Below are 19,191 nucleotides of genomic sequence, written 5' to 3' on the forward strand. Positions count from 1 at the left end.
CACCACAACTGATGAGGTGTCCCATGCAACTGCCAGAGCAGCAGCGACAGTCCGATTCATCCTGGCTTTTGCAGAGGCGCGACCTGGCACCTGAAGAGTTCGCCACCTACCTGTTAGAGCTGGGGACTCTGGTGCTGCGGCGTCGACTGGGTGCGCCCACCGCCCGACAGCCTCGCCCTTCGAAACGTTGAACAGATAACCGCATACCAAAAAAACCAAGGAGCCCCCCATGGAATCTGCGATCGATAAGCACCTCAAATGCCCGCGGACGTTGTCTCGTCGCGTCCCCGATGAATACCAGCCCCCCTTCCCCATGTGGGTTGCGCGCGCCGATGAGCAACTGGAACAGGTGGTGATGGGATATTTGGGAGTGCAGTACCGCGGGGACGACCAGCGTGCAGCGGCCCTGCACGCCATGCGCCACATCGCCGCGAGCCTGAGTTTGCCCGACGGCCCCCTGAGCCATGACCTGACTCACCACACCGACAACAGCGGTTACGACAACCTGATGATCGTCGGTTACTGGAAAGACCCGGCCGCCCATTGCCGCTGGCTGCGCTCGCCTGAGGTAATCGAATGGTGGTCATCGGAGGATCGCCTGAGCGACGGTCTCGGTTACTTTCGGGAGATCGTCGCGCCGCGGGCCGAGCAGTTCGAGACGTTATATGGCTTTCGCGAGGAATTACCCGGTGTCGGCGCCCTGATGAACACCATCAGTGACGAAATCGAAGAGCACGGTTACTGGGGATCCATGCGTGACCGCTTCCCGATTTCCCAGACCGACTGGATGGCACCTTCCGGTGAACTGACGGTGATCGCTGGCGACCCGGCCAAAGGTGGGCGCGTGGTCGTGCAAGGCCACGACAATATCGCACTGATCCGCTCCGGCCAGGACTGGGCGGATGCTGGCGAAGAAGAACGATCACTCTATCTCAACGAAATTCTGCCGACGCTGCAGGCGGGTATGGATTTCCTGCGCGACAGTGGCAAGGACCTGGGTTGCTACAGCAATCGCTTCGTGAATTACATCGACCTGGACGGCAATCTTCTGAACCTGAGCTACAACATTGGCCACTGGCGCTCCCTGGAAAAACTCGAGCGCTGGGCCGAATCCCATCCGACCCATCTGCGGATCTTCGTGACCTTCTTTCGGGTCGCCACCAGCCTGTCGAAGCTACGGCTTTATCACGAAGTCTCGGTATCCGACGCCAAGGATCAAGTGTTCGAGTACATCAACTGCCACCCGCAGACCGGCATGTTGCGTGACGCGGTGATCCCTAAAACCTGACGTCTGACGCTACCCGGCGTCCACGGGCGGTCTCGATCCGAATTCCGCCCTGACACGGATCTCGCTCCCAAACATCTTTTGGCCCCCCATCTCTAGCGCATGGGGTTGGGGGCCCTTTTGTCAGGAAATCGATCATGAAGTTGAGTCACTCTTTACTCGTGCTATGCATGCTGCCGTTTGTTAAAAGCCAGGCCATCGAGGTAGCTCCCGGCGATTTCGAGCCATTGCCGGCCGGCGCCAACGCCTTGCTGCTCTACTACCAGCACGCTGACCGCTCGGACCTGTACCAGAACGGCCACAAGGTCTCCGACGACGCCAGGCTCAGTTCGGACATCGGCATCCTGCGTTATGTGCACGCCATCGGCCTGTCAGAAAACCTCTCATGGGAACCGCAGATTCTGTTGCCTTTCGGCCAGATGAACGCCTCGGGAGATATCGGTGCCTTGGGCGATACCCGCGGCATCGGCGACCCGATCATTACCGCGCCGCTTAAGTGGACGTTGCCCACCGCAAACAAAGACATCTTCGCCTTGGCACCCTATCTGTACTTCCCGGTGGGGAGCTACGACAAAAACGATGCCCTGAACCTCGGCGAGAACCGCTGGCGCGCTACGCTACAGGCGGCGTACATCCACCATTTCTCCCCGAAATGGGCGCTGGACACGGTGGCCGAAGCCTCTTGGGTGTCGGCCAACAATGACTTCGGCCCGACCGGGGCGAAACTGGAAGAAAACACCCGTTACGAGTACCAGGCCGCCGTGCGCTACAACTGGACGCCGAGCACCACCTTCGCCGTTGGCGGCGGCTACATCACCGGCTCGGCGACTACCGTCAACGGGATCGATCAGCACGATGGGGTATCCACTTCCTACGGGCGTTTCACCGTCACGCACTTCATCGAGCCCACGCTGCAGATTCAAGCGCAGATCGGCACGGACATCGAGGTTGAACAAGGCTTCAAGGAAGGCGCACGCCTGAACCTGCGCGTCTTGAAAGTGTTCTGAGCGCGCCACGCTTGGCAGGTTGTCCTTTTCAACCAAGTGGCTGTCCTTCTCAGCCAAGCAACGGCAGAGAGGGATGCCTAACGTGATCCCTGTAACCCACTCGATTGATGTCGCTCCAGGTACCCGGCGCAAGGTGTGTTTCGAATCATCCTCGAATGCTCCCGTACAGGCTGACCCGTTGTCGATCACAGACGTCGATCACAAACAAAAAAATAGGAAAACCATGGCCATTGTTCGCCCTACCCTCGACCAACTGCAGGACATCGCTGGCCGGCTGAATATGCAGCTGACCCACGAGCAGGCAGCGGAATACCTGGCACTGATGCAACCAAGTTTCGACGCATATGACCTGGTCGACGAGTTGCCGGATTTCACCCCGCCAGTGCGCTACGACCGCAGCTCGGGCTATCGCCCGTCAAACCCGCAAAACCTGCTCAACGCCTGGTATTACAGGACCGAGGTGAATGGCGCCCGTGAGGGCAAACTTGCCGGCAAAACTATTGCGCTCAAGGACAACATCTCCTTGGCTGGCGTCCCGATGATGAACGGCGCTTCTATCCTGGAAGGGTTTGTACCGTCCTTTGACGCAACCGTGGTGACCCGTTTGCTAGACGCCGGGGCTACCATCCTGGGCAAGGCGACCTGTGAGCACTACTGCCTCTCCGGTGGCAGCCACACCTCTGATCCGGCGCCCGTACACAACCCATACCGGCACGGTTTCGCTGCCGGCGGATCCTCCTCCGGAAGCGCTGCATTGGTGGCAGCCGGCGAGGTGGACCTGGCGGTTGGCGGCGATCAAGGCGGCTCGATCCGCATCCCTTCAGCGTTCTGCGGCACCTATGGCATGAAGCCGACCCACGGCCTGGTGCCCTACACCGGGATCATGGCGATCGAGGCCACCATCGACCATGCCGGTCCCATCACCCGCAACGTGCGTGACAACGCGTTGATGCTGGAAGTCATGGCCGGTGCCGACGGGCTCGATCCTCGCCAGGCCGCCCCTCAAGTCGACGCCTACTGCGACTATCTGCAGCGAGGTGTGAGCGGACTGCGGATCGGCATCCTGCAGGAAGGCTTCCAGCTGGCCAACCAGGATCCACGAGTTGCGAACAAGGTACGCGGCGCCATCGCCCGACTCGAAGCCTTGGGAGCCCGCGTCGAAGAGGTCTCCGTTCCCGAGCACAACCTGGCAGGTTCGCTGTGGCACCCCATCGGCTGCGAAGGTCTGACCATGCAAATGATGCATGGCAATGGCGCAGGCTTTAACTGGAAGGGGCTCTACGACGTTGGCCTGCTGGATAAACAGGCCGGTTGGCGGGAACAAGCGGACGCATTGTCCGCCTCGCTCAAGCTGTGCATGTTTGTCGGCCAGTACGGCCTGGAACGCTACAACGGTCGTTTCTACGCCAAGGCACAGAACATCGCACGCTTCGCCCGGGCCGGTTACGACAAGGCACTGCAGAACTACGACCTGCTTGTCATGCCGACCGTGCCGATCATTGCCCAGCCCCACCCTGAGCCGGGTTGTTCGATCACCGAGTACGTGGCCCGAGCGCTGGAAATGATCGGCAACACTGCGCCGCAGGACATTACCGGCCATCCGGCCATGTCGATCCCATGCGGTCTGGTGGACGGCCTGCCCGTTGGGCTGATGTTCGTTGGCAAGCACTATGCCGAAGGCACAATTTACCAGGCGGCGGCAGCGTTCGAGGCCGATGTCGACTGGAAGACGTTGTAAGGCTGCCTCCCCCCAAACCTCCCGGACATCAATAAAAAACCGGGGGCTGTTCTTCACTTTTTTGACCGTGTTAAACCGATGAGGAGTTACACCATGAGCGCCACTGTATCCCCAGCATCCACTTCGACGCCCAGCGAGCGAGCCTGGGCCTTGTTCAAGGTGATGAAAGACAAGGAACTGATTCCAGAGGGCTATATCGAGCAGCTGACCGAATTGATGGTGCACCAATGGAGCCCGGAAAACGGCGCCCGTGTAGTCGCCAAGGCCTGGGTCGATCCACAGTTCCGGGAGCTGTTGCTCAGAGACGGCACCGCCGCGTGCGCGCAGTTCGGTTTCACCGGCCCACAAGGCGAATACATCGTGGCCCTGGAAGATTTGCCCCAGCTGAAAAACGTCATCGTCTGCAGCCTGTGCTCTTGCACCAACTGGCCGGTCCTGGGGTTGCCGCCGGAGTGGTACAAGGGTTTTGAGTTCCGTGCACGCCTGGTTCGTGAAGGACGCACCGTGCTGCGTGAGATGGGCACAGAGTTGCCAAGCGATGTGGTCGTCAAAGTCTGGGATACCAGCGCGGAAAGCCGCTACCTGGTATTGCCCGTAAGGCCCGAAGGCTCCGAGCACATGAGTGAAGAAGAGCTTCAGAAACTGGTGACCAAGGATGTGCTGATCGGGGTTGCCCTGCCCCGCGTACGTTGACCCAAAAGACGCTCTTCATCTTCTAATTTTCGGAGGTTTTTATTATGGATGGCTTTCACGATCTCGGTGGTTTTCAAGGCTTTGGCAAGGTTCCCCATGTCATCAATAGCCAGGATTACAAACAAGTATTCAAACAGGAATGGGAGCACCTGGCTTACAGCCTGATGTTTATCGGCGCCGACCAGTTGAAAAAATTCAGCGTCGATGAAATACGTCACGCCGTCGAACGACTTGATGTCCGCCAGCACGTTGGCACGCAATATTACGAGCGCTACGTTATCGCCACGGCCACGTTGCTGGTCGAAACCGGCGTCATTACCCAGGAAGAACTCGATCAGGCATTGGGTTCAACCTTCAAATTGGCCAACCCTCCCCACGACAAGGGCCGCCCCGCCATCACTGGCCGCCCGCCATTTGAAGTGGGCGACCGGGTAGTGGTTCGCGACGAGTACGTGGCCGGACACGTGCGCATGCCGGCGTATGTGCGCGGCAAGGAAGGCATCGTCCGACACCGCACCTCGGAAAAATGGCCGTTCCCGGACGCCATCGGTCACGGCGATTTGAGCGCAGCGCACCAGCCCACCTACCACGTCGAATTCCAGGTGAAGGATCTGTGGGGCGATGCCGCGGATGATGGCCTGGTTGTCGTCGACCTGTTCGAAAGCTATCTGGACAAGGCCGTCGATGCGAAAACGGGGGCCGCATGATTGACGGGGCCCTGTCGGGCCGGCTGCCGGTGACGGTCCTTTCAGGCTTCCTCGGCTCCGGCAAGACGACCCTGCTCAACCACATCCTGCGCAATCGCGCAGGCATGCGGGTGGCGGTCATCGTCAACGACATGAGCGAAGTCAACATCGACGCCGAGGACGTAGCACGCAATGTGTCGCTGCACCGCGGCAGCGATGAACTGGTCGAGATGAGCAACGGCTGCATCTGCTGCACGCTGCGCGCTGATCTGCTTGAGCAGATCAGCCTGCTGGCGCGTCAGCAGCGCTTCGATTACCTGCTGATCGAGTCAACTGGAATCTCCGAACCGATGCCGGTCGCCGAGACCTTCGCCTTCCTCGACTCGCAAGGTTTCAGTCTGAGCGAACTGGCGCGGCTCGATACCTTGGTCACCGTCGTCGACGGCAGCAACTTCCAGGCGCTGCTGGCCTCGCGGGACACCGTTGGCGGCGTGGACGAAACGGGCACGCCATTACGCCACTTGTCCGATCTGCTGATCGAACAGGTGGAGTACGCCAACGTCATCCTCGTCAGTCGTCTGGACCTGATAGGCGAGAAAGGCTTTCTGGAACTGAGCGCCCTCCTCGCAGGCCTCAATCCGAAGGCAGAAATCCTGCCCATGACCCACGGTGCCATCGATCTGTCGAAAATCCTCGACACCGGCCGCTTCGATTTGCCGAGTCTGGTGCAGTCACCCGGCTGGATGAAAAGTCTGGAAGCCAGTGACGAGCATCCTCCCGAGTCGGACACCTATGGAATTGCTTCCTGGGTGTATCAGGAGCGTGCGCCATTCCATCCGCTACGTCTGCTGGAGTTCCTGCAGCGGCCTTGGCTCAACGGGCGGCTACTGCGTTGCAAAGGCTACTTCTGGGTCGCCAGCCGGCATCTGGACATCGGCATGCTGGTGCAAAGTGGCGGGCAATTTCGTTGGGACTATGTCGGGCGCTGGTGGGCATTCATCGCGCAATCGCAATGGCCCCAGGACGACTATCGCCGACAAGGGATTCTGGCCAAATGGGACGACATCACCGGTGATTGCCGGCAGGAAATCGTCTTCATCGGTCAGGGTCTCGACCTGGATATGTTGAAGCGGCAACTGGACGCCTGCCTGTTGACCCCGGAAGAGATCATGGACGGTCCACAGATGTGGCCAACCTTGCCGGGCGCAACCTCCTTCGACCTCCAGGCATTGTCACACTGACTGCTCGGTGAACAGCCTTTCAATACACCCACTTTAGCGAGGCAGGGCAAACCTCGTTATGACCTTTGACTTCAATTTCACAGACTGAGAGGCGCTGTATGTTGTTCTTCAGCAGAACTACTCATCGGACACTGGCTTCACTCGCCGACAGGCTGGATCGACCCGAGATCGCTGACTCATCGATCACGTCGGCCGATCCGCTGTTGCGGCGGATTCTGACAAGGGTGGAGAGCCTTCTCAGCGAGCGGCGAGATCTGCGGGCGCGAGAAGAGAAGCTGAGCCAAAACCTTGAGCAAATCACCTCACGCCTCGCCGAGCGGGACGTTCAGTTGCAACAGCTGGAGACTCGCTGGGAGCTCGCCGTTCAAGGGTCGGGTGACCTGTTCTGGGAATTGGAGCTCGGCGCAACCACACAACCAGATACCGATAGCGCACTGCGGTGGTCGGGGTCCTGGCCGATCCAGACACCGATGCCCGACCAGCTCAATCTCTGGAGCGAGCGGCTGCACCCGGGTGACCGTCAGCGCAACCACGATGCGTTGTCGAAGCATCTTGCAGATCGCAGCGGCCGAACATCCTATGCCCTGGACGTTCGAATGGCCTTCGAAGGTGAATATCGCTGGTGCTGCATCAGCGGAAAATCCCGCCGCGATGCCCAAGGCATGCCCGTGACCATCGCCGGAGTGTTGCGCGACATCCATGCACAACGCTTGCAGGACGAGGCGCTTTCACTGGCTGCCACCCGTTTCGAGATTGCCCGGGAAATGCTTCACGACGGGCTCTGGGACATCGAGGTGGTAGCTGGTGATCCGGCCAATCCGAAGAACGCCATCTGGTGGTCTTCACAGATGCGTCGCTTGCTCGGCCATACAACGGCCGAAGAGTTTCCCAACACGTTGGAAGCCTGGTCGTCACGCCTGCATCCCGAGGACAGCCAGCGCGCTATAGGCGCCTTCGTCGCACACGTCGATGATCGCAGCGGCAAGACTCCCTTCGACGTCGACTACCGGCTCAGGCACAAGAACGGTGAGTACCGTTGGTTCCGCGGCCGCGGCCAGACCCGGCGTGCGGCTGACGGTTCGCCGTTGCGAGTCGTAGGCGCGATCACCGATATCCACGCGAGTCACGAGGAGGGTCAGTTGCGCGAGATACAGGAACGCCAGCACCAGGCCATGCAGGAAAACCTCACCAAACTGACGCAGATCGTTGCCGCCATTCAGGGCATCGCCAACCAGACCAACCTGTTGGCGCTTAACGCAGCGATCGAGGCCGCCCGCGCAGGCGAGGCCGGTTGCGGCTTCGCCGTGGTTGCCGACGAAGTTCGCAAGCTCGCCACTCGCACCAGCCAGGCGACTCAACAGGCTGCCGACATGATAGAGGGCTACTGACCCGCCCCGAAATAGCCGCCCCTTGTTTGCCATATCGAACCGAAAGAAAGACTGTTTAAGTCGTGAGTCGTTTGAAATCCGATGTCACGCCGCAATTTTTTAAACCGCCGCTATCTATCCGTGAATGAAACACCCCATCGGTTGCATCCAGCCTTTGGGGTGCAATTCATCAAGCCATCAAGAGCGTCCTACGGAACCTGTGACCGGAAGATTCCCCAGCAAGTGGAGCCCGGTACTCTTCACGAAAGCGTCATAGTCCATCGGTCTCTCGATACGGGTTTCAGCGTTGGGCAGTACGTAGGCCCAGGCACGCTTGGACGATGCGTCGTAAACCAGCTTGAACAGACGGGTCGGCACCCAGACCTTGTTGTCGCCGATGGTGGTGTGGCCTGAGTCAAAGAGCGGGCCGGTAAAGACAAAAACATTGCCATCGGCGCGCTTGGCAAATTTTCTGACATCCGCCTCGACCTTGCTCCAGATCTTCCGGTTGTTGGTGGGGTCTTGCGGCACCATGTTCGACAGCGCAAAGGATTGGGCCATTGCATTGGGGTTCGGTGCATCGGCTGCCGGGGATTGATGGCCACGGTCCACGGCTGGGTGTTGGCTACGGTAGTCGCTCAACTCTGCCCGTCCACTCTTGGGGATGCGTGGGTCCGGGTAGAACTGGTTGGTGCGCTCCTCCCCTTTGGCATCCTGCAACTGGGCGGCATTAAGGCGTTCGACCACTACCAGCGGCGTCTTGCTGGTTTGCGAGTACAGCACCGCAAAGTTGTCGGAACACAGGGCCAGGGGTTTCATGGTTGCAGGCACAGTGGCCATGTTGATCGGTTTGGCTGCCGGGAACAGATCTGTGCAGCCGTCAAACGATGCCAGTTTCTGTTTGTTTGAATAAAGCTCCAGGGCCGCGTTCCGGTTGATCGAACCCGAGTGGGACGCTTGTTCCTGATGCTGGGTGGGCGGTTTGAGGAGATCCAGCAGACTGCGGGCTTCTGCCCCGGTCGAGAGCAAAACAAGGGCCGACAGCCCAACTGCAATTTTGCGTAGGTGCATGCTTTTAATCTTCGAATTGGATTGAGGGGTAAACGTACGGCGAGTCCCGATTCACGGAACCAGGTGGAGGCGGTTGCTGATTATCTTGCGGTGAGCATGCTTTCACTGTCCTTGATCAAAATGCCGATACGGATCCGGTCGGCTCCGAGCAGTACGACCGCTGACGGTCGTGCGGGTTTTATTGACCATGACAAGTCACTTTAGTGCTGAGCAGCGTTTACATTCTACTGACTCAAATGAATCAGCAGCTCATGACCATTGGGCCTATCTAAGCGGGCTCCTTAACTGGCGCGAAGCGTTGCACGTACTCCTTTGGACTAACCCCCATCCGTCGCACGAAGGCTTTTCTGAGTACGTCAACACTGTGATAGCCGCAACATGCGAATCAAGGTCCTCACACTGGTGGCGAGCCTGTCTGCCAGTATCTCGACTGTAAGCTCCGAATGTAGATGCTCACTGATCCATACGCATAACTCATCCAGGTTCGAACCGGTCGCATGCTGCGACTGGAGTGCGACGCTGAACTGTGCCTGGCTGCCTGGACGTCGCAGAAACAGAACCAGATTCAATGGTTCACCCCTGAAAAAAGCAACGTGAATTCTCTGCTTTTTGAACGCCTGGCTACCATCGCTGTCGGCCTGCAGACTGTTTGGAACCCGATGTTCAGTCACCGCGCAGTATCAGCGCATGCGCACCGTCCCACTCAGCGAAGACTTTTTGGCCGCAGTGCATGCCAAGCAAGTTGTAATCGGCATGCGGCTTCTGCACCTGTAGCTCGAGCCCACCGCTGGCTTCGAGGTAAATGTTAACCATAGAACCGATGAACTCTTCGCCCACTACGGTGCAGGCCAGCCGGTTGCGCCGGACAGGCTGCTCGGTCAGGTCGATATGCTCGGCGCTGACGCAGACAGTCAGTCGCTCTCCAGGGGCGACCGTCTTACCCTCCGGCAGCCGCGCCAGGAATCCGCCGTGCTCCGAATCGAGATGGACCAACCCCCCATGGTCGAAGCCGACGACAGTGCCGCAAAAAATGTTTTTACCGCCAACGAACTCGGCGACGAAGCGGTTGTGTGGCTCAAGGAAAACCTCCTGGGGCGAGCCAATCTGTTCAACTCGGCCCTGACTCATGATCACAACGCGATCTGCCATTGCAAAAGCTTCGGACTGACTGTGGGTGACGTAGACGAAGGTGATACCAAGGTCTTTCTGCAGCCCGGTCAGCACACCTTGCATACGTATGCTCAGGTGAGCATCGAGAGCGCTCAGCGGCTCATCCAGTAGCAGGATCGGCGGTTCTGTGACCAGCGATCGTGCCAGCGCCACGCGTTGGCGCTGGCCACCGGAAAGCAGACTGATATCGCGAGTGGCGAAGTCCTGCAATCCAAGTCGCTCAAGCCAGAGCAACGCTTTCTTGCGCCTCTCAGCCTTGGCCATGCCACGCATCCGCAGACCGAATTCGACATTCTCCAGCACGTTAAGAAACGGGAACAGTGCCAGGTTTTGCCAGACCAGCGGCGTCTCCCGTTCCCAGGAGCAGAGGTCGTTGATGCGTTCTCCATTAAGTCGAATTTCGCCCTCGCTTGGTTTATCGAGCCCCGCCAGCATGCGCAGCGTTGTGGTCTTGCCGCAGCCGCTCGACCCCATGATCGCGACGAACTCGCCTTTGTAAATCTCCAGGTTCATGCGCTCGACAGCCTGGTAGCTGCCGAAATGTTTGACCACGTTGTCGAATACCACCAGCGGTTGAGTCATGACTGAATCCTCGGAAAATTGTCAGGGTGGTATCAGGTGCTCGCGGGTTTGCGCCGCCGCATCAATAGCAGTTGCGCGAGAATTACCAGGGTCATGGTCGTGATAAAGACGATCGTGCCGATCGCGTTGATGGTCGGGCTCACTTGCCCTTGCAGGGTGTTGAGGATGCGCACGGGGACCGTCTCGTTAAGCCCCGATACGAACCAGGCGACGGCGAACTCATCGAAGGAAACGGCCATGGTCACAAACAGCGCGGCGAATAGACTCGGCGCCGTGAATGGCAGGATTACATAACGCATGGCCTTCCACTGATTGGCACCCAGGTTCCATGCAGCAGCCTCGATGTTCGGGTCCATCTGCGCCAGGCGCATCCTGATCACCGCCATCGCGAACGGTGCACATATCACGATGTGGCTGATCATCACGGCGTAGATCTCGCCGGACAGTCCGATCCGCGACAGGAAAGCGAGCATCGCCAGCCCCATGATCACCACTGGAATGGTGGGCGGAAGCATCGCGAGCGCCATATAGATCGACTTGCCGAAGAACTGGTAGCGCAAGTCCGTGTAGGCCGCAGTGAATCCGAGCAGGGTCGATACGAGCGACACGACCACGCCCACCGTGAGACTGTTCTTGAATGCCTGCCAAACCGCCGGATCGGCGGCGATCGTTTCGTACCAGTGCAGGCTGAAGCCACCCAGTGGCAAGGACGGGAAACGGTCGATGTTGAACGAGAACACGAAGCTGCCGGCAATGGGTGTAAAGATGAAAATGAACACCAGTACGACAAAGCTGCGCAGCAAGAAGTTAATCAATCGATGCTCGTTCATGCGCGCCTCCGGTAAGCGAAACGAACCGCGCCAAAAGCCGCGATGAGCAGCGTCACGATCATCATCGTGGCGATCACCGCCGCGCGCGGCCATTGCTGACCGGACTTGGTGGTGTCAGTGATCAGCGTGCTCAAGGTCGGCGGCTGCCCCCCGCCCAGGTAGAGCGGGCTGACAAAGTCGCCGAAGGTCAGGATGAAGCAGAACAGTGCCGCGACGACAATACCTATTCGTGCCGAAGGAACCACCACCAGCAACACCGTGCGCAGTCGTCCGCAACCGAGGTTATGCGCAGCCTCGATCAACGAGCGATCGATGTACATCAGGCTGAACAGGTGCAGCAGCACCACCAGTGGCAGGCACAGCGTGAAGTAGCCGACATAGGTACCGAACGCAGTGTTCAGCATCGCAAACGGTTCCAGCCCAAGCAGGCCGAGCGCGGCATTGAAAATGCCGTTATCGCTAAGGAACACCTGCCACGAATAGGTGCGCACCAGGTAACTGGTGAAGAACGGCGTGATCAGCAGCAACACCAGCAACTGCTTTGTCGACTCGCGGAACTTGAAGGCGATCGTGTAGGCGCAGGGGAACGCCACCAGGCTGACCAGCACGGTGGCGCCCGTCGCCATTGCCAGGGTATGAACATAGGCGTCCCAAAAGAAACCGCGGCTGAGCATGTAGCTCCAGTTCAGCCACTCGAACGTCGGCATCATTCGGAAGTTGCGCACCACCCAGAAGCTGATCGCCACCAGGAATACCAGCGGGAGTAAAAAAAAGATCAACTGCCAGATCAGGATCGGCATCGAGAGGCTGAGGCCGTACCAGGGCATGCGGAAAACCTTCTTGCCACCGCTCTGGCGCATCAACGTCTCGGCAGCAGCGTTGTCGGTGAGCACCGGCGGCGAAGTCTTTAACTTGTCTGAAAGCATTGCGACACCTCCACGCGTCTCGTCAAGCACCCTTGTATTGCGACCAGAAGTCGTTCCATTCCTCCAGGCTCTGCTGGATCGGGAGCTCGCGGTACTTGATGCGACCGTCGCGGATGTCATCCATGACGTTGCGCTGACCGAGCACCATGCCTTGGCGCTTCGCTTCGGCGGGATCGACCTGATTCAGCAGTTCCCAGCCTTTTTTGCTCGGGATGAGCGCTGGATAAGCGGCCATCTTCGCCGACTTGACCTGACCTTGCGGTGAGGTGATGTATTGGATGAACTTCTTCGCCAGGTCCGGGCTATGAGCTTTTCTGGCGATGCAGTAGGACTCCGTCCATTGCAACCCGCCCTCCTCCGGTAGCACGGTTTTCACCGGCGCGCCGGCGCGCTGCAAGACACCGGTAATCCAGTCGCCGATGCCGCACATGGCATGGATCTGACCGCTTTTCAGCGAAGAAAAGGTTCCACCGTAATCGAAGAATCCACCGATCTGCGGGCGCAGGCTCATCATCTTCTGCTGGACGGTTTGCCAGTGCGCGGTATCGATGTCGTAAGGGCGCGCGTTGCCATTGAACAAACTGACCTGCCCAAGGTTCGGCAGGTGCCAGTCGAAGTGCCCGACCTTGCCTTTGAGGCTTTGATCCCAGAACACGTCATAGCTGCGGACCTTGGCTTCGGGAACGAGCTGAGTGTTGTAGGCGATGCCGAGAAAGCCAAAGCGAATCAGCACCGAATAGAGCTTGTCTCCCTGCCAGTGACCGGGGAAATGCTGGAACTGCGGGTAGAAGTCGTCAAACGGGTAGTCCGCGGGGTCGAGTTGTTCGATGTATTCGGCGGCGTTGAGTTGCTGAACATATTCGGCGTCGGACAGGATCAGATCGAAGGTGCCGGGCGGGGATTGCGAGATCAGCCCCAGCATGTTGTCCCCTCCGGTGTAGTACTTGGCCCGGACCTTGACCCCGTATTGGCGTTCGAAATCGGCGACGATGTCCGGCTCGGCGTGCCCGGCCCATGCCAGGATGACCAGTTCTTTTTCCGCTGCGGCAAAGCTTCTCAAGGGTAGGAAACTCGAAAGCGCTGCGGTGCCTGCCAGGAGGCTGGTGGTCTTGAGAAATGTACGGCGTGAAAGGTCGATGCGATTTTTCATTATTGTCTCTCCCGGGTGATGGAAAGTGCCTCTGTCCGTTTCATCCTTTTGCGCTTGCTTGCTGCTGCCGCTGCCAACCCCACGCATCATTGGCTGGCTGGATGCATTGCAGCAGGTCGCCATCACCCGTTTTTGTGCGCGTCCGACCTGGACTTTGTCAGATCCGACTCACGGCCCTTCTCACTCAAAAGCGGCCGATAACCGGACAGAAATGACAAGTTAAAGGGTGTTTTGTCATTTACGGGTCGGATTTAGACAAATCGGCGCCCTCCCCCTCTGATCGAATTGCTCTACGCGCCACCTTCGATTCCTGCAATCCAAAGGGTCGGTCAGACCATAGGCAAACGCCCCCATCCACCGGTTAAAAGTCACCAAGCGGTCAATCACTTTCAGAGGGTGTGTAGATGAACAACAGTGTCGTTATTGGAGAACTCACCTGGCCAGAGTATGCCGAGAAGGTCGCTACCGGCTGCCCGATCTTTCTGCCAGTGGGCGCACTTGAACAGCATGGCCATCACCTGTGCATGGAGGTCGATGTTCTGCTGCCGACCGCGATATGCAAAGCGGTAGCGCAGAATGTCAGCGGCCTGGTTCTGCCTGCACTCGCCTATGGCTACAAGTCTCAGCAGAAATCAGGAGGCGGCAACCACTTTCCTGGAACGACCAGTCTCGATGGCGCCACGCTGACCCACACCGTGCAGGACATCATCAGAGAACTGGCGCGCCATGGCGCACGCAAACTGGTGATGATGAATGGTCACTATGAAAACTCGATGTTCATTGTCGAGGGTATTGACCTTGCGCTTCGTGAACTTCGTTACGGTGGCATCAATGACTTCAAAGTGGTGGTGCTGTCCTATTGGGACTTCGTTAACGATCCTGGCGTCATCGAAAAGCTGTATCCCGATGGATTCCTCGGCTGGGATATAGAACATGGCGGTGTTTTCGAAACGTCCTTGATGTTGGCTCTTCACCCCGACAAGGTCGATCTGAGTCGTGCCGTTGATCACCCGCCAGCGACCTTCCCGCCTTACGACGTCTTCCCCATCATCCCGGAGCGCACACCGGCCTGCGGAACACTGTCATCCCCTAAAGGCTCCAGTCGCGAGAAAGGCGAGTTGATTCTTGAAGTGTGTGTCTCGGGCATCAGCGCCGCAGTACGAGAGGCTTTTGATTTAGAAACATAACGAGCACAAGGGTGTGCCAAAACAAGAACCCGCAGTTAACCCTCCAAAGCATAATAAAAAGGGTAAGTCTCATGTCTAGCAGCTCAACTCTGGCCCCAGGCCTCAAGCAGCGTCACGTCACCATGTTGTCCATTGCCGGTGCCATCGGTGCCGGCCTGTTCATCGGCTCAGGACACGCCATCGCTTCTGCGGGACCGGCCGCCATTCTGGCGTACATTTTTTCCGGCACCCTGGTGGTGCTGGTCATGCGCATGCTGGGAGAAATGGCCGTAGCATCGCCTGATACAGGCTCATTTTCGACCTATGCCGAGCGGGCGATGGGACGTAGCGCCGGTTTCACCATCGGCTGGCTGTACTGGTGGTTCTGGGTGTTGGTCATTCCCATCGAAGCCATTGCCGCCGCCGCGATTTTGCACGCCTGGTTTCCCTCGATACAAACCTGGGAGTTTGCGATCGCGGTAACCGGTCTGCTGACGTTGACCAACCTGTTCAGTGTCGCTCGTTACGGGGAGTTCGAATTCTGGTTCGCCATGCTCAAAGTCATTGCGGTACTGGGCTTTATCGCGCTTGGCGCGCTTGCCCTGGTCGGTGCATTGCCTGATACGACCGTGAGTGGTGTCGTTCAATTGAGCAAAGAGTTTGGTGGCTTCATGCCCAACGGCATGACCGCCGTTATCGGCGCGATGCTCACCACAGTATTCAGCTTCATGGGCACAGAAATCGTCACCATTGCAGCGGCCGAATCCCAGAACCCCTCCAAACAGATCACCCGCGCGACAAACTCCGTCGTCTGGCGCATGGGGATCTTCTATATCGTCTCGGTGTTCCTCATCATCTCCATCGTGCCCTGGAACGACCCGATGCTGATGCAAGTCGGCTCTTATCAGAGAGCGCTTGAGTTGATGAATATTCCCCACGCAAAAATGATTGTAGATATCGTCGTACTGATTGCTGTCGCCAGTTGCCTTAACTCAGCCATTTATACAGCGTCACGCATGGTCTACTCGTTGAGCAAACGCGGGGATGGCCCTCAAGTCCTTCAGAAAACCTCATCTTCAGGGGTGCCCTATATTGCGGTGCTGGCCAGTACAGCGGTTGGCTTCCTGACTACAGCACTGAATTATTTTGCCCCCAACGAAGTGTTCTCCTTCCTCCTGGCCAGCTCTGGCGCTGTTGCGCTGCTGGTCTATCTGGCCATTGCTGTTTCTCAACTGATACTTCGCAAGAAGATGAATGCTTCAGGACAGCCGATCGCCTTCAAGATGTGGTTTTACCCTTGGCTCAGCTACCTGGTTATCTTCTGCATCTTGAGCATCCTGATTGTCATGCTGATTTTGCCCGAGCACCGCATGGAAGTGATTGCTACGGGTGCACTTACACTGTCCATTGTCTGTATGGGTGCCATTTTCAACGCCAGGAAGAGCACCGTGCGCAAAGCAGAATTGGCGTGAACAAATAAACCCCAGACGCTTTATTTACATACCGCACCAACGATTAACCGTTCACCTCTTTCCGGCCCGCTTACCACGATGAGCGGGCCGGTTTTTTTTTGCCCGTCCCCCCTTCTTCCTCCTCGATATGCCTATTGATCCGGGACACAGTGTAAGATCCAGAAACCCATAAGCAGGGTTAACAACCATAAAAACGAGATGATGTTGCCGATGTCGGCGGCTTGCCGCAGAGCGCGTCACTTATGCAGTTGAGGAGCGGTAATGATGGCGAAACTCCAAGTGGCGAAACCCACTACAGGACGTTCGGCTAATGAACAACGGCCGGTAAAAACCGTGGGCTTTCTGGTCATCCCCAACTTCACCACCATCGGCTTCGCCTCCGCCGTTGAAACCTTGCGCATGGCCAATATGGCAGCGCGTAAACCGATGTTCCGCACGATTATCATCGCCGCCAGCCTGGAGCCGGTCACCGCCAGCAATGGCATGCGCATCCTGCCCGACTACACCATCACCGATGCACCCAAGCTCGACATATTGTTCGTTGTCGGCTCCAACCCGATCGTCTCAAATCACAGCAGCAGACCGTTGCTTAATTGGCTACGCAAGTTGGCACATGATCAGGTACCACTGGGCGGTATTTGCACAGGAAGTCATTTGTTGGCACGTGCCGATTTGCTCAAGGGCTATCGCTGCACGATTCACTGGGAAGACATCGAAGCGCTGAAGGAGCGTTTCCCGGGGATCATCATTTCCAACCAGCTGTTCGAGCTGGATCGGGATCGCTACACCTGCTCCGGTGGCGTGGCGTCCATGGACATGACGCTGCAATTGATTGCCCGCGAACCGGGTGGTCGGGATATCGCGGCCCACGCGGCCGAATTGCTACTGTGTGATCGGGTGCGTGGCGCGCAGGAGCAACAGCGGGTGCCATTGCGGCAAAAACTGGGCACGTCCCAGCCCAAGCTCAGTCAGATGGTGGCGATCATGGAAGCCAATCTCGAGGAGCCGGTGGGCCTTGAGGAACTCGCGCGTTTGAACGAGGTGTCGGTGCGGCAACTGGAACGGCTGTTTCACAAGCACCTGCAACGCACGCCGAGCCAGTACTACCTGGAATTGCGCCTTTCACGGGCGCGGCAATTGCTGCTGCGCAGCGAATCGCAAGTACGCGATATCGCCCTGGCCTGCGGCTTTGTATCACCTGCGCACTTCTCCAAATGCTATAGCCGCTTCTTCGGGGTATCGCCTATCGGTGAGCGCAAACAAGTGGCTGCGGTGCATTGATTGGGTACTCGTGATGGCAGGCGGGCATTCAATATTGATGTTGACTGGACTGGCTTCTTCGCGAGCTGGCTCGCTCCCACATTAAACCGCGTCCGTCTGGACAACTCGGTCACTGTGGAAGCGAGCCAGCGTTCCGATAAATGCCTCTAAAACGCACCAGATCTGTCAGTCCTGCAAGGCTGTATGCGCAGTCTCCCGGCTAGCCAGCATGGCAACCAACGCCACCGCCGCTGCGGCCAGCAGGTACCAGGCCGGGGCCATTTTGTTGCCGGTCAGTTGAATCAACCAGGTCGCGATAAACGGCGCGGTGCCGCCGAACACGGCATTGGCGATATTGAAGCTGAAGGCAAAACCACTGAAACGTACGCGGGTGGGGAATATCTCGGCGAGGAAGCACGGCAAGGTGCCGTCGTTCATCGCCAGGATGGCGCCGAAGGCAATCTGGATCATCAAAATCACGATCAGCGGCTGGTTTTCCAGCATGCCGAACAGCGGAAATGTCAGCGCCAGGAACAGCACCGAAGCGGTCAGCAACATGGTTTTGCGGCCGAACCGGTCAGACAGCTTGCCCATCAGAAAAATCAGGCCGATGTAGGTCGCCAGCGACACCGTCGACGCCAGAAACGAATCACTCTCGCTCATGCCCATCTCGGTGGACAGATACGTTGGCATGTAGCTGAGCAACAGGTAAAACGCCACTGCGTTCAGGCAAGTCACGCCAATCCCGATGAACACGCTGCGCCGATGTACGGTCAGCAGTTCGCGAACGGGAGCGTGGGTCGCGCACTCCTTCGCTTCAAGGCGTTTTTCCATCTCCAGGAACTTGGGTGTGTCTTGCAAACTCATGCGGATATAGCGCCCCACCAGCCCGAACGGTGCCGCCAGCAAAAAGGGCAAGCGCCACCCCCAACTGTGCAGGTCCTCGACACTCATCCACGCATGCAGCCCCGCCACGAACACCGCGCCAAACAGCAGACCGGCCGCCGTACTCGCCGGGACAATGCTGGTGTACAAACCGCGTTTACCCTCGGGGGCGTACTCGGCCAGAAAGGCCGATGCCCCGGCGTATTCACCCGAAGCGGAGAAGCCCTGGAACAAGCGAATCAGCAGCAACAATGCCGGTGCCCACAGGCCGATATGGTTGTAAGTCGGCAGGATCCCGATGCAGAAGGTCGAGATCGACATGATCAGAATCGACCAGGACAACGCACTGCGTCGCCCGTACTTGTCACCAAAGTGGCCCCAGACCAGTCCCCCCAGCGGGCGGACGATAAACGACAGCGCGAACACTGCAAATGTTGCCAGCAGCGCGGTCGCCTTGTCGGTTTGCGGAAAAAACGTCAGCGCGATGACAGTGGCCAGATAGCCGTAGGCCGCGTAGTCGAACCACTCGACGAAGTTACCCATGAAGCTGGCACTGGCTGCGCGCCGCAAGGCCTTGCGCTCGGACGTCTGTTCAAGTGTCTGGGCCAGGGACGGCGTAAGGCTTGCGCTTTGTGGGCTCATTAGGCACCTCCGGTTGTAGA

15 protein-coding genes and 3 pseudogenes are annotated in these 19,191 nt (G+C 58.2%); 11 read left to right on the forward strand and 7 right to left on the reverse strand.

The genetic code is table 11. The features are described 5' to 3' along the window. Nucleotides 1-229 precede the first annotated feature (229 nt). From KGB03_RS14700 to KGB03_RS31345, 8 genes and pseudogenes are all read left to right on the forward strand, one after another. Nucleotides 230-1,288, forward strand: a complete 1,059-nt coding sequence (locus KGB03_RS14700) for a phenylacetaldoxime dehydratase family protein (protein WP_218537042.1) — start codon at nt 230-232, stop codon at nt 1,286-1,288. Between the two features lie 134 nt (nt 1,289-1,422). Next, nucleotides 1,423-2,292: a transporter gene (locus KGB03_RS14705; protein ID WP_192408221.1), complete on the forward strand. Its 870-nt coding sequence runs from the start codon at nt 1,423-1,425 to the stop codon at nt 2,290-2,292. A 223-nt stretch (nt 2,293-2,515) separates the two neighbouring features. Next, a complete protein-coding gene (locus KGB03_RS14710) occupies nt 2,516-4,030 on the forward strand; it encodes an amidase (protein WP_223527367.1) in 1,515 nt (504 codons plus the stop codon). Between the two features lie 93 nt (nt 4,031-4,123). Further along, entirely contained in the window at nt 4,124-4,723 is a 600-nt protein-coding gene (nthA, locus tag KGB03_RS14715) for a nitrile hydratase subunit alpha (protein ID WP_008157233.1), read from the forward strand. Nucleotides 4,724-4,767: 44 nt separating this feature from the next. Continuing rightward, complete coding sequence (gene nthB, locus KGB03_RS14720) at nt 4,768-5,430, forward strand: nitrile hydratase subunit beta (RefSeq protein ID WP_192408219.1); 663 nt, start codon at nt 4,768-4,770, stop codon at nt 5,428-5,430. Next, the gene (locus tag KGB03_RS14725) at nt 5,427-6,650 is read left to right on the forward strand and encodes a GTP-binding protein (RefSeq protein ID WP_223527368.1); all 1,224 of its coding nucleotides are present in this window, start codon (nt 5,427-5,429) and stop codon (nt 6,648-6,650) included. Before nthB ends, KGB03_RS14725 begins: the two co-directional genes overlap by 4 nt. Before the next feature lie 470 nt (nt 6,651-7,120). Then, nucleotides 7,121-7,741 (forward strand): annotated as a pseudogene (locus KGB03_RS31340) (PAS domain-containing protein); the annotation flags it as partial. A gap of 30 nt (nt 7,742-7,771) precedes the next feature. After that, nucleotides 7,772-8,026, forward strand: a pseudogene (locus KGB03_RS31345) (methyl-accepting chemotaxis protein); the annotation flags it as partial. Nucleotides 8,027-8,215: 189 nt separating this feature from the next. Here the strand turns inward: KGB03_RS31345 and KGB03_RS14740 are convergent. The 6 genes and pseudogenes from KGB03_RS14740 to KGB03_RS14765 all read right to left on the reverse strand — a co-directional run bounded on the left by KGB03_RS14740 (nt 8,216) and on the right by KGB03_RS14765 (nt 13,746). Further along, nucleotides 8,216-9,088, reverse strand: coding sequence for a DNA/RNA non-specific endonuclease (locus KGB03_RS14740; RefSeq protein WP_223527369.1), 873 nt, complete (start codon nt 9,086-9,088; stop codon nt 8,216-8,218). 268 nt (nt 9,089-9,356) lie between these two features. Then, nucleotides 9,357-9,654 (reverse strand): annotated as a pseudogene (locus tag KGB03_RS14745) (AraC family transcriptional regulator); the annotation flags it as partial. 97 nt (nt 9,655-9,751) lie between these two features. After that, complete coding sequence (locus KGB03_RS14750) at nt 9,752-10,840, reverse strand: ABC transporter ATP-binding protein (protein ID WP_223527370.1); 1,089 nt, start codon at nt 10,838-10,840, stop codon at nt 9,752-9,754. Nucleotides 10,841-10,872: 32 nt separating this feature from the next. Beyond that, complete coding sequence (locus KGB03_RS14755; protein ID WP_223527371.1) at nt 10,873-11,670, reverse strand: ABC transporter permease; 798 nt, start codon at nt 11,668-11,670, stop codon at nt 10,873-10,875. Further along, on the reverse strand, nt 11,667-12,596 hold the full coding sequence (locus KGB03_RS14760; RefSeq protein WP_223527372.1) for an ABC transporter permease: 930 nt from the start codon (nt 12,594-12,596) through the stop codon (nt 11,667-11,669). The genes KGB03_RS14755 and KGB03_RS14760 overlap by 4 nt, the downstream gene beginning before the upstream one ends. Nucleotides 12,597-12,618: 22 nt before the next feature. Next, the gene (locus tag KGB03_RS14765) at nt 12,619-13,746 is read right to left on the reverse strand and encodes an extracellular solute-binding protein (RefSeq protein ID WP_223527373.1); all 1,128 of its coding nucleotides are present in this window, start codon (nt 13,744-13,746) and stop codon (nt 12,619-12,621) included. Nucleotides 13,747-14,150: 404 nt separating this feature from the next. Between KGB03_RS14765 and KGB03_RS14770 the strand changes: the two genes are divergently transcribed. The 3 genes from KGB03_RS14770 to KGB03_RS14780 all read left to right on the forward strand — a co-directional run bounded on the left by KGB03_RS14770 (nt 14,151) and on the right by KGB03_RS14780 (nt 17,665). Next, nucleotides 14,151-14,933: a creatininase gene (locus KGB03_RS14770; RefSeq protein ID WP_223527374.1), complete on the forward strand. Its 783-nt coding sequence runs from the start codon at nt 14,151-14,153 to the stop codon at nt 14,931-14,933. A 71-nt stretch (nt 14,934-15,004) separates the two neighbouring features. Continuing rightward, entirely contained in the window at nt 15,005-16,384 is a 1,380-nt protein-coding gene (gene gabP, locus KGB03_RS14775; RefSeq protein ID WP_223527375.1) for a GABA permease, read from the forward strand. Between the two features lie 264 nt (nt 16,385-16,648). Beyond that, on the forward strand, nt 16,649-17,665 hold the full coding sequence (locus KGB03_RS14780) for a GlxA family transcriptional regulator (RefSeq protein WP_223527418.1): 1,017 nt from the start codon (nt 16,649-16,651) through the stop codon (nt 17,663-17,665). A gap of 165 nt (nt 17,666-17,830) precedes the next feature. Here KGB03_RS14780 and KGB03_RS14785 read toward each other — a convergent pair whose 3' ends face one another. After that, on the reverse strand, nt 17,831-19,171 hold the full coding sequence (locus KGB03_RS14785) for an MFS transporter (protein WP_223527376.1): 1,341 nt from the start codon (nt 19,169-19,171) through the stop codon (nt 17,831-17,833). Nucleotides 19,172-19,191 lie beyond the last annotated feature (20 nt).

This window comes from Pseudomonas sp. BF-B-26 (assembly GCF_019956495.1).
GTDB lineage: Bacteria > Pseudomonadota > Gammaproteobacteria > Pseudomonadales > Pseudomonadaceae > Aquipseudomonas.

What these genes read in the sequence shown, in the direction of transcription:
- KGB03_RS14700 (WP_218537042.1), top strand. Translation starts at nt 230, where the DNA reads ATGGAATCTGCGATCGATAAGCACCTCAAATGCCCGCGGACGTTGTCT.
- KGB03_RS14705 (WP_192408221.1), top strand. Translation starts at nt 1,423, where the DNA reads ATGAAGTTGAGTCACTCTTTACTCGTGCTATGCATGCTGCCGTTTGTT.
- KGB03_RS14710 (WP_223527367.1), top strand. Translation starts at nt 2,516, where the DNA reads ATGGCCATTGTTCGCCCTACCCTCGACCAACTGCAGGACATCGCTGGC.
- nthA (WP_008157233.1), top strand. Translation starts at nt 4,124, where the DNA reads ATGAGCGCCACTGTATCCCCAGCATCCACTTCGACGCCCAGCGAGCGA.
- nthB (WP_192408219.1), top strand. Translation starts at nt 4,768, where the DNA reads ATGGATGGCTTTCACGATCTCGGTGGTTTTCAAGGCTTTGGCAAGGTT.
- KGB03_RS14725 (WP_223527368.1), top strand. Translation starts at nt 5,427, where the DNA reads ATGATTGACGGGGCCCTGTCGGGCCGGCTGCCGGTGACGGTCCTTTCA.
- KGB03_RS14740 (WP_223527369.1), bottom strand. Translation starts at nt 9,088, where the DNA reads ATGCACCTACGCAAAATTGCAGTTGGGCTGTCGGCCCTTGTTTTGCTC.
- KGB03_RS14750 (WP_223527370.1), bottom strand. Translation starts at nt 10,840, where the DNA reads ATGACTCAACCGCTGGTGGTATTCGACAACGTGGTCAAACATTTCGGC.
- KGB03_RS14755 (WP_223527371.1), bottom strand. Translation starts at nt 11,670, where the DNA reads ATGAACGAGCATCGATTGATTAACTTCTTGCTGCGCAGCTTTGTCGTA.
- KGB03_RS14760 (WP_223527372.1), bottom strand. Translation starts at nt 12,596, where the DNA reads ATGCTTTCAGACAAGTTAAAGACTTCGCCGCCGGTGCTCACCGACAAC.
- KGB03_RS14765 (WP_223527373.1), bottom strand. Translation starts at nt 13,746, where the DNA reads ATGAAAAATCGCATCGACCTTTCACGCCGTACATTTCTCAAGACCACC.
- KGB03_RS14770 (WP_223527374.1), top strand. Translation starts at nt 14,151, where the DNA reads ATGAACAACAGTGTCGTTATTGGAGAACTCACCTGGCCAGAGTATGCC.
- gabP (WP_223527375.1), top strand. Translation starts at nt 15,005, where the DNA reads ATGTCTAGCAGCTCAACTCTGGCCCCAGGCCTCAAGCAGCGTCACGTC.
- KGB03_RS14780 (WP_223527418.1), top strand. Translation starts at nt 16,649, where the DNA reads ATGGCGAAACTCCAAGTGGCGAAACCCACTACAGGACGTTCGGCTAAT.
- KGB03_RS14785 (WP_223527376.1), bottom strand. Translation starts at nt 19,171, where the DNA reads ATGAGCCCACAAAGCGCAAGCCTTACGCCGTCCCTGGCCCAGACACTT.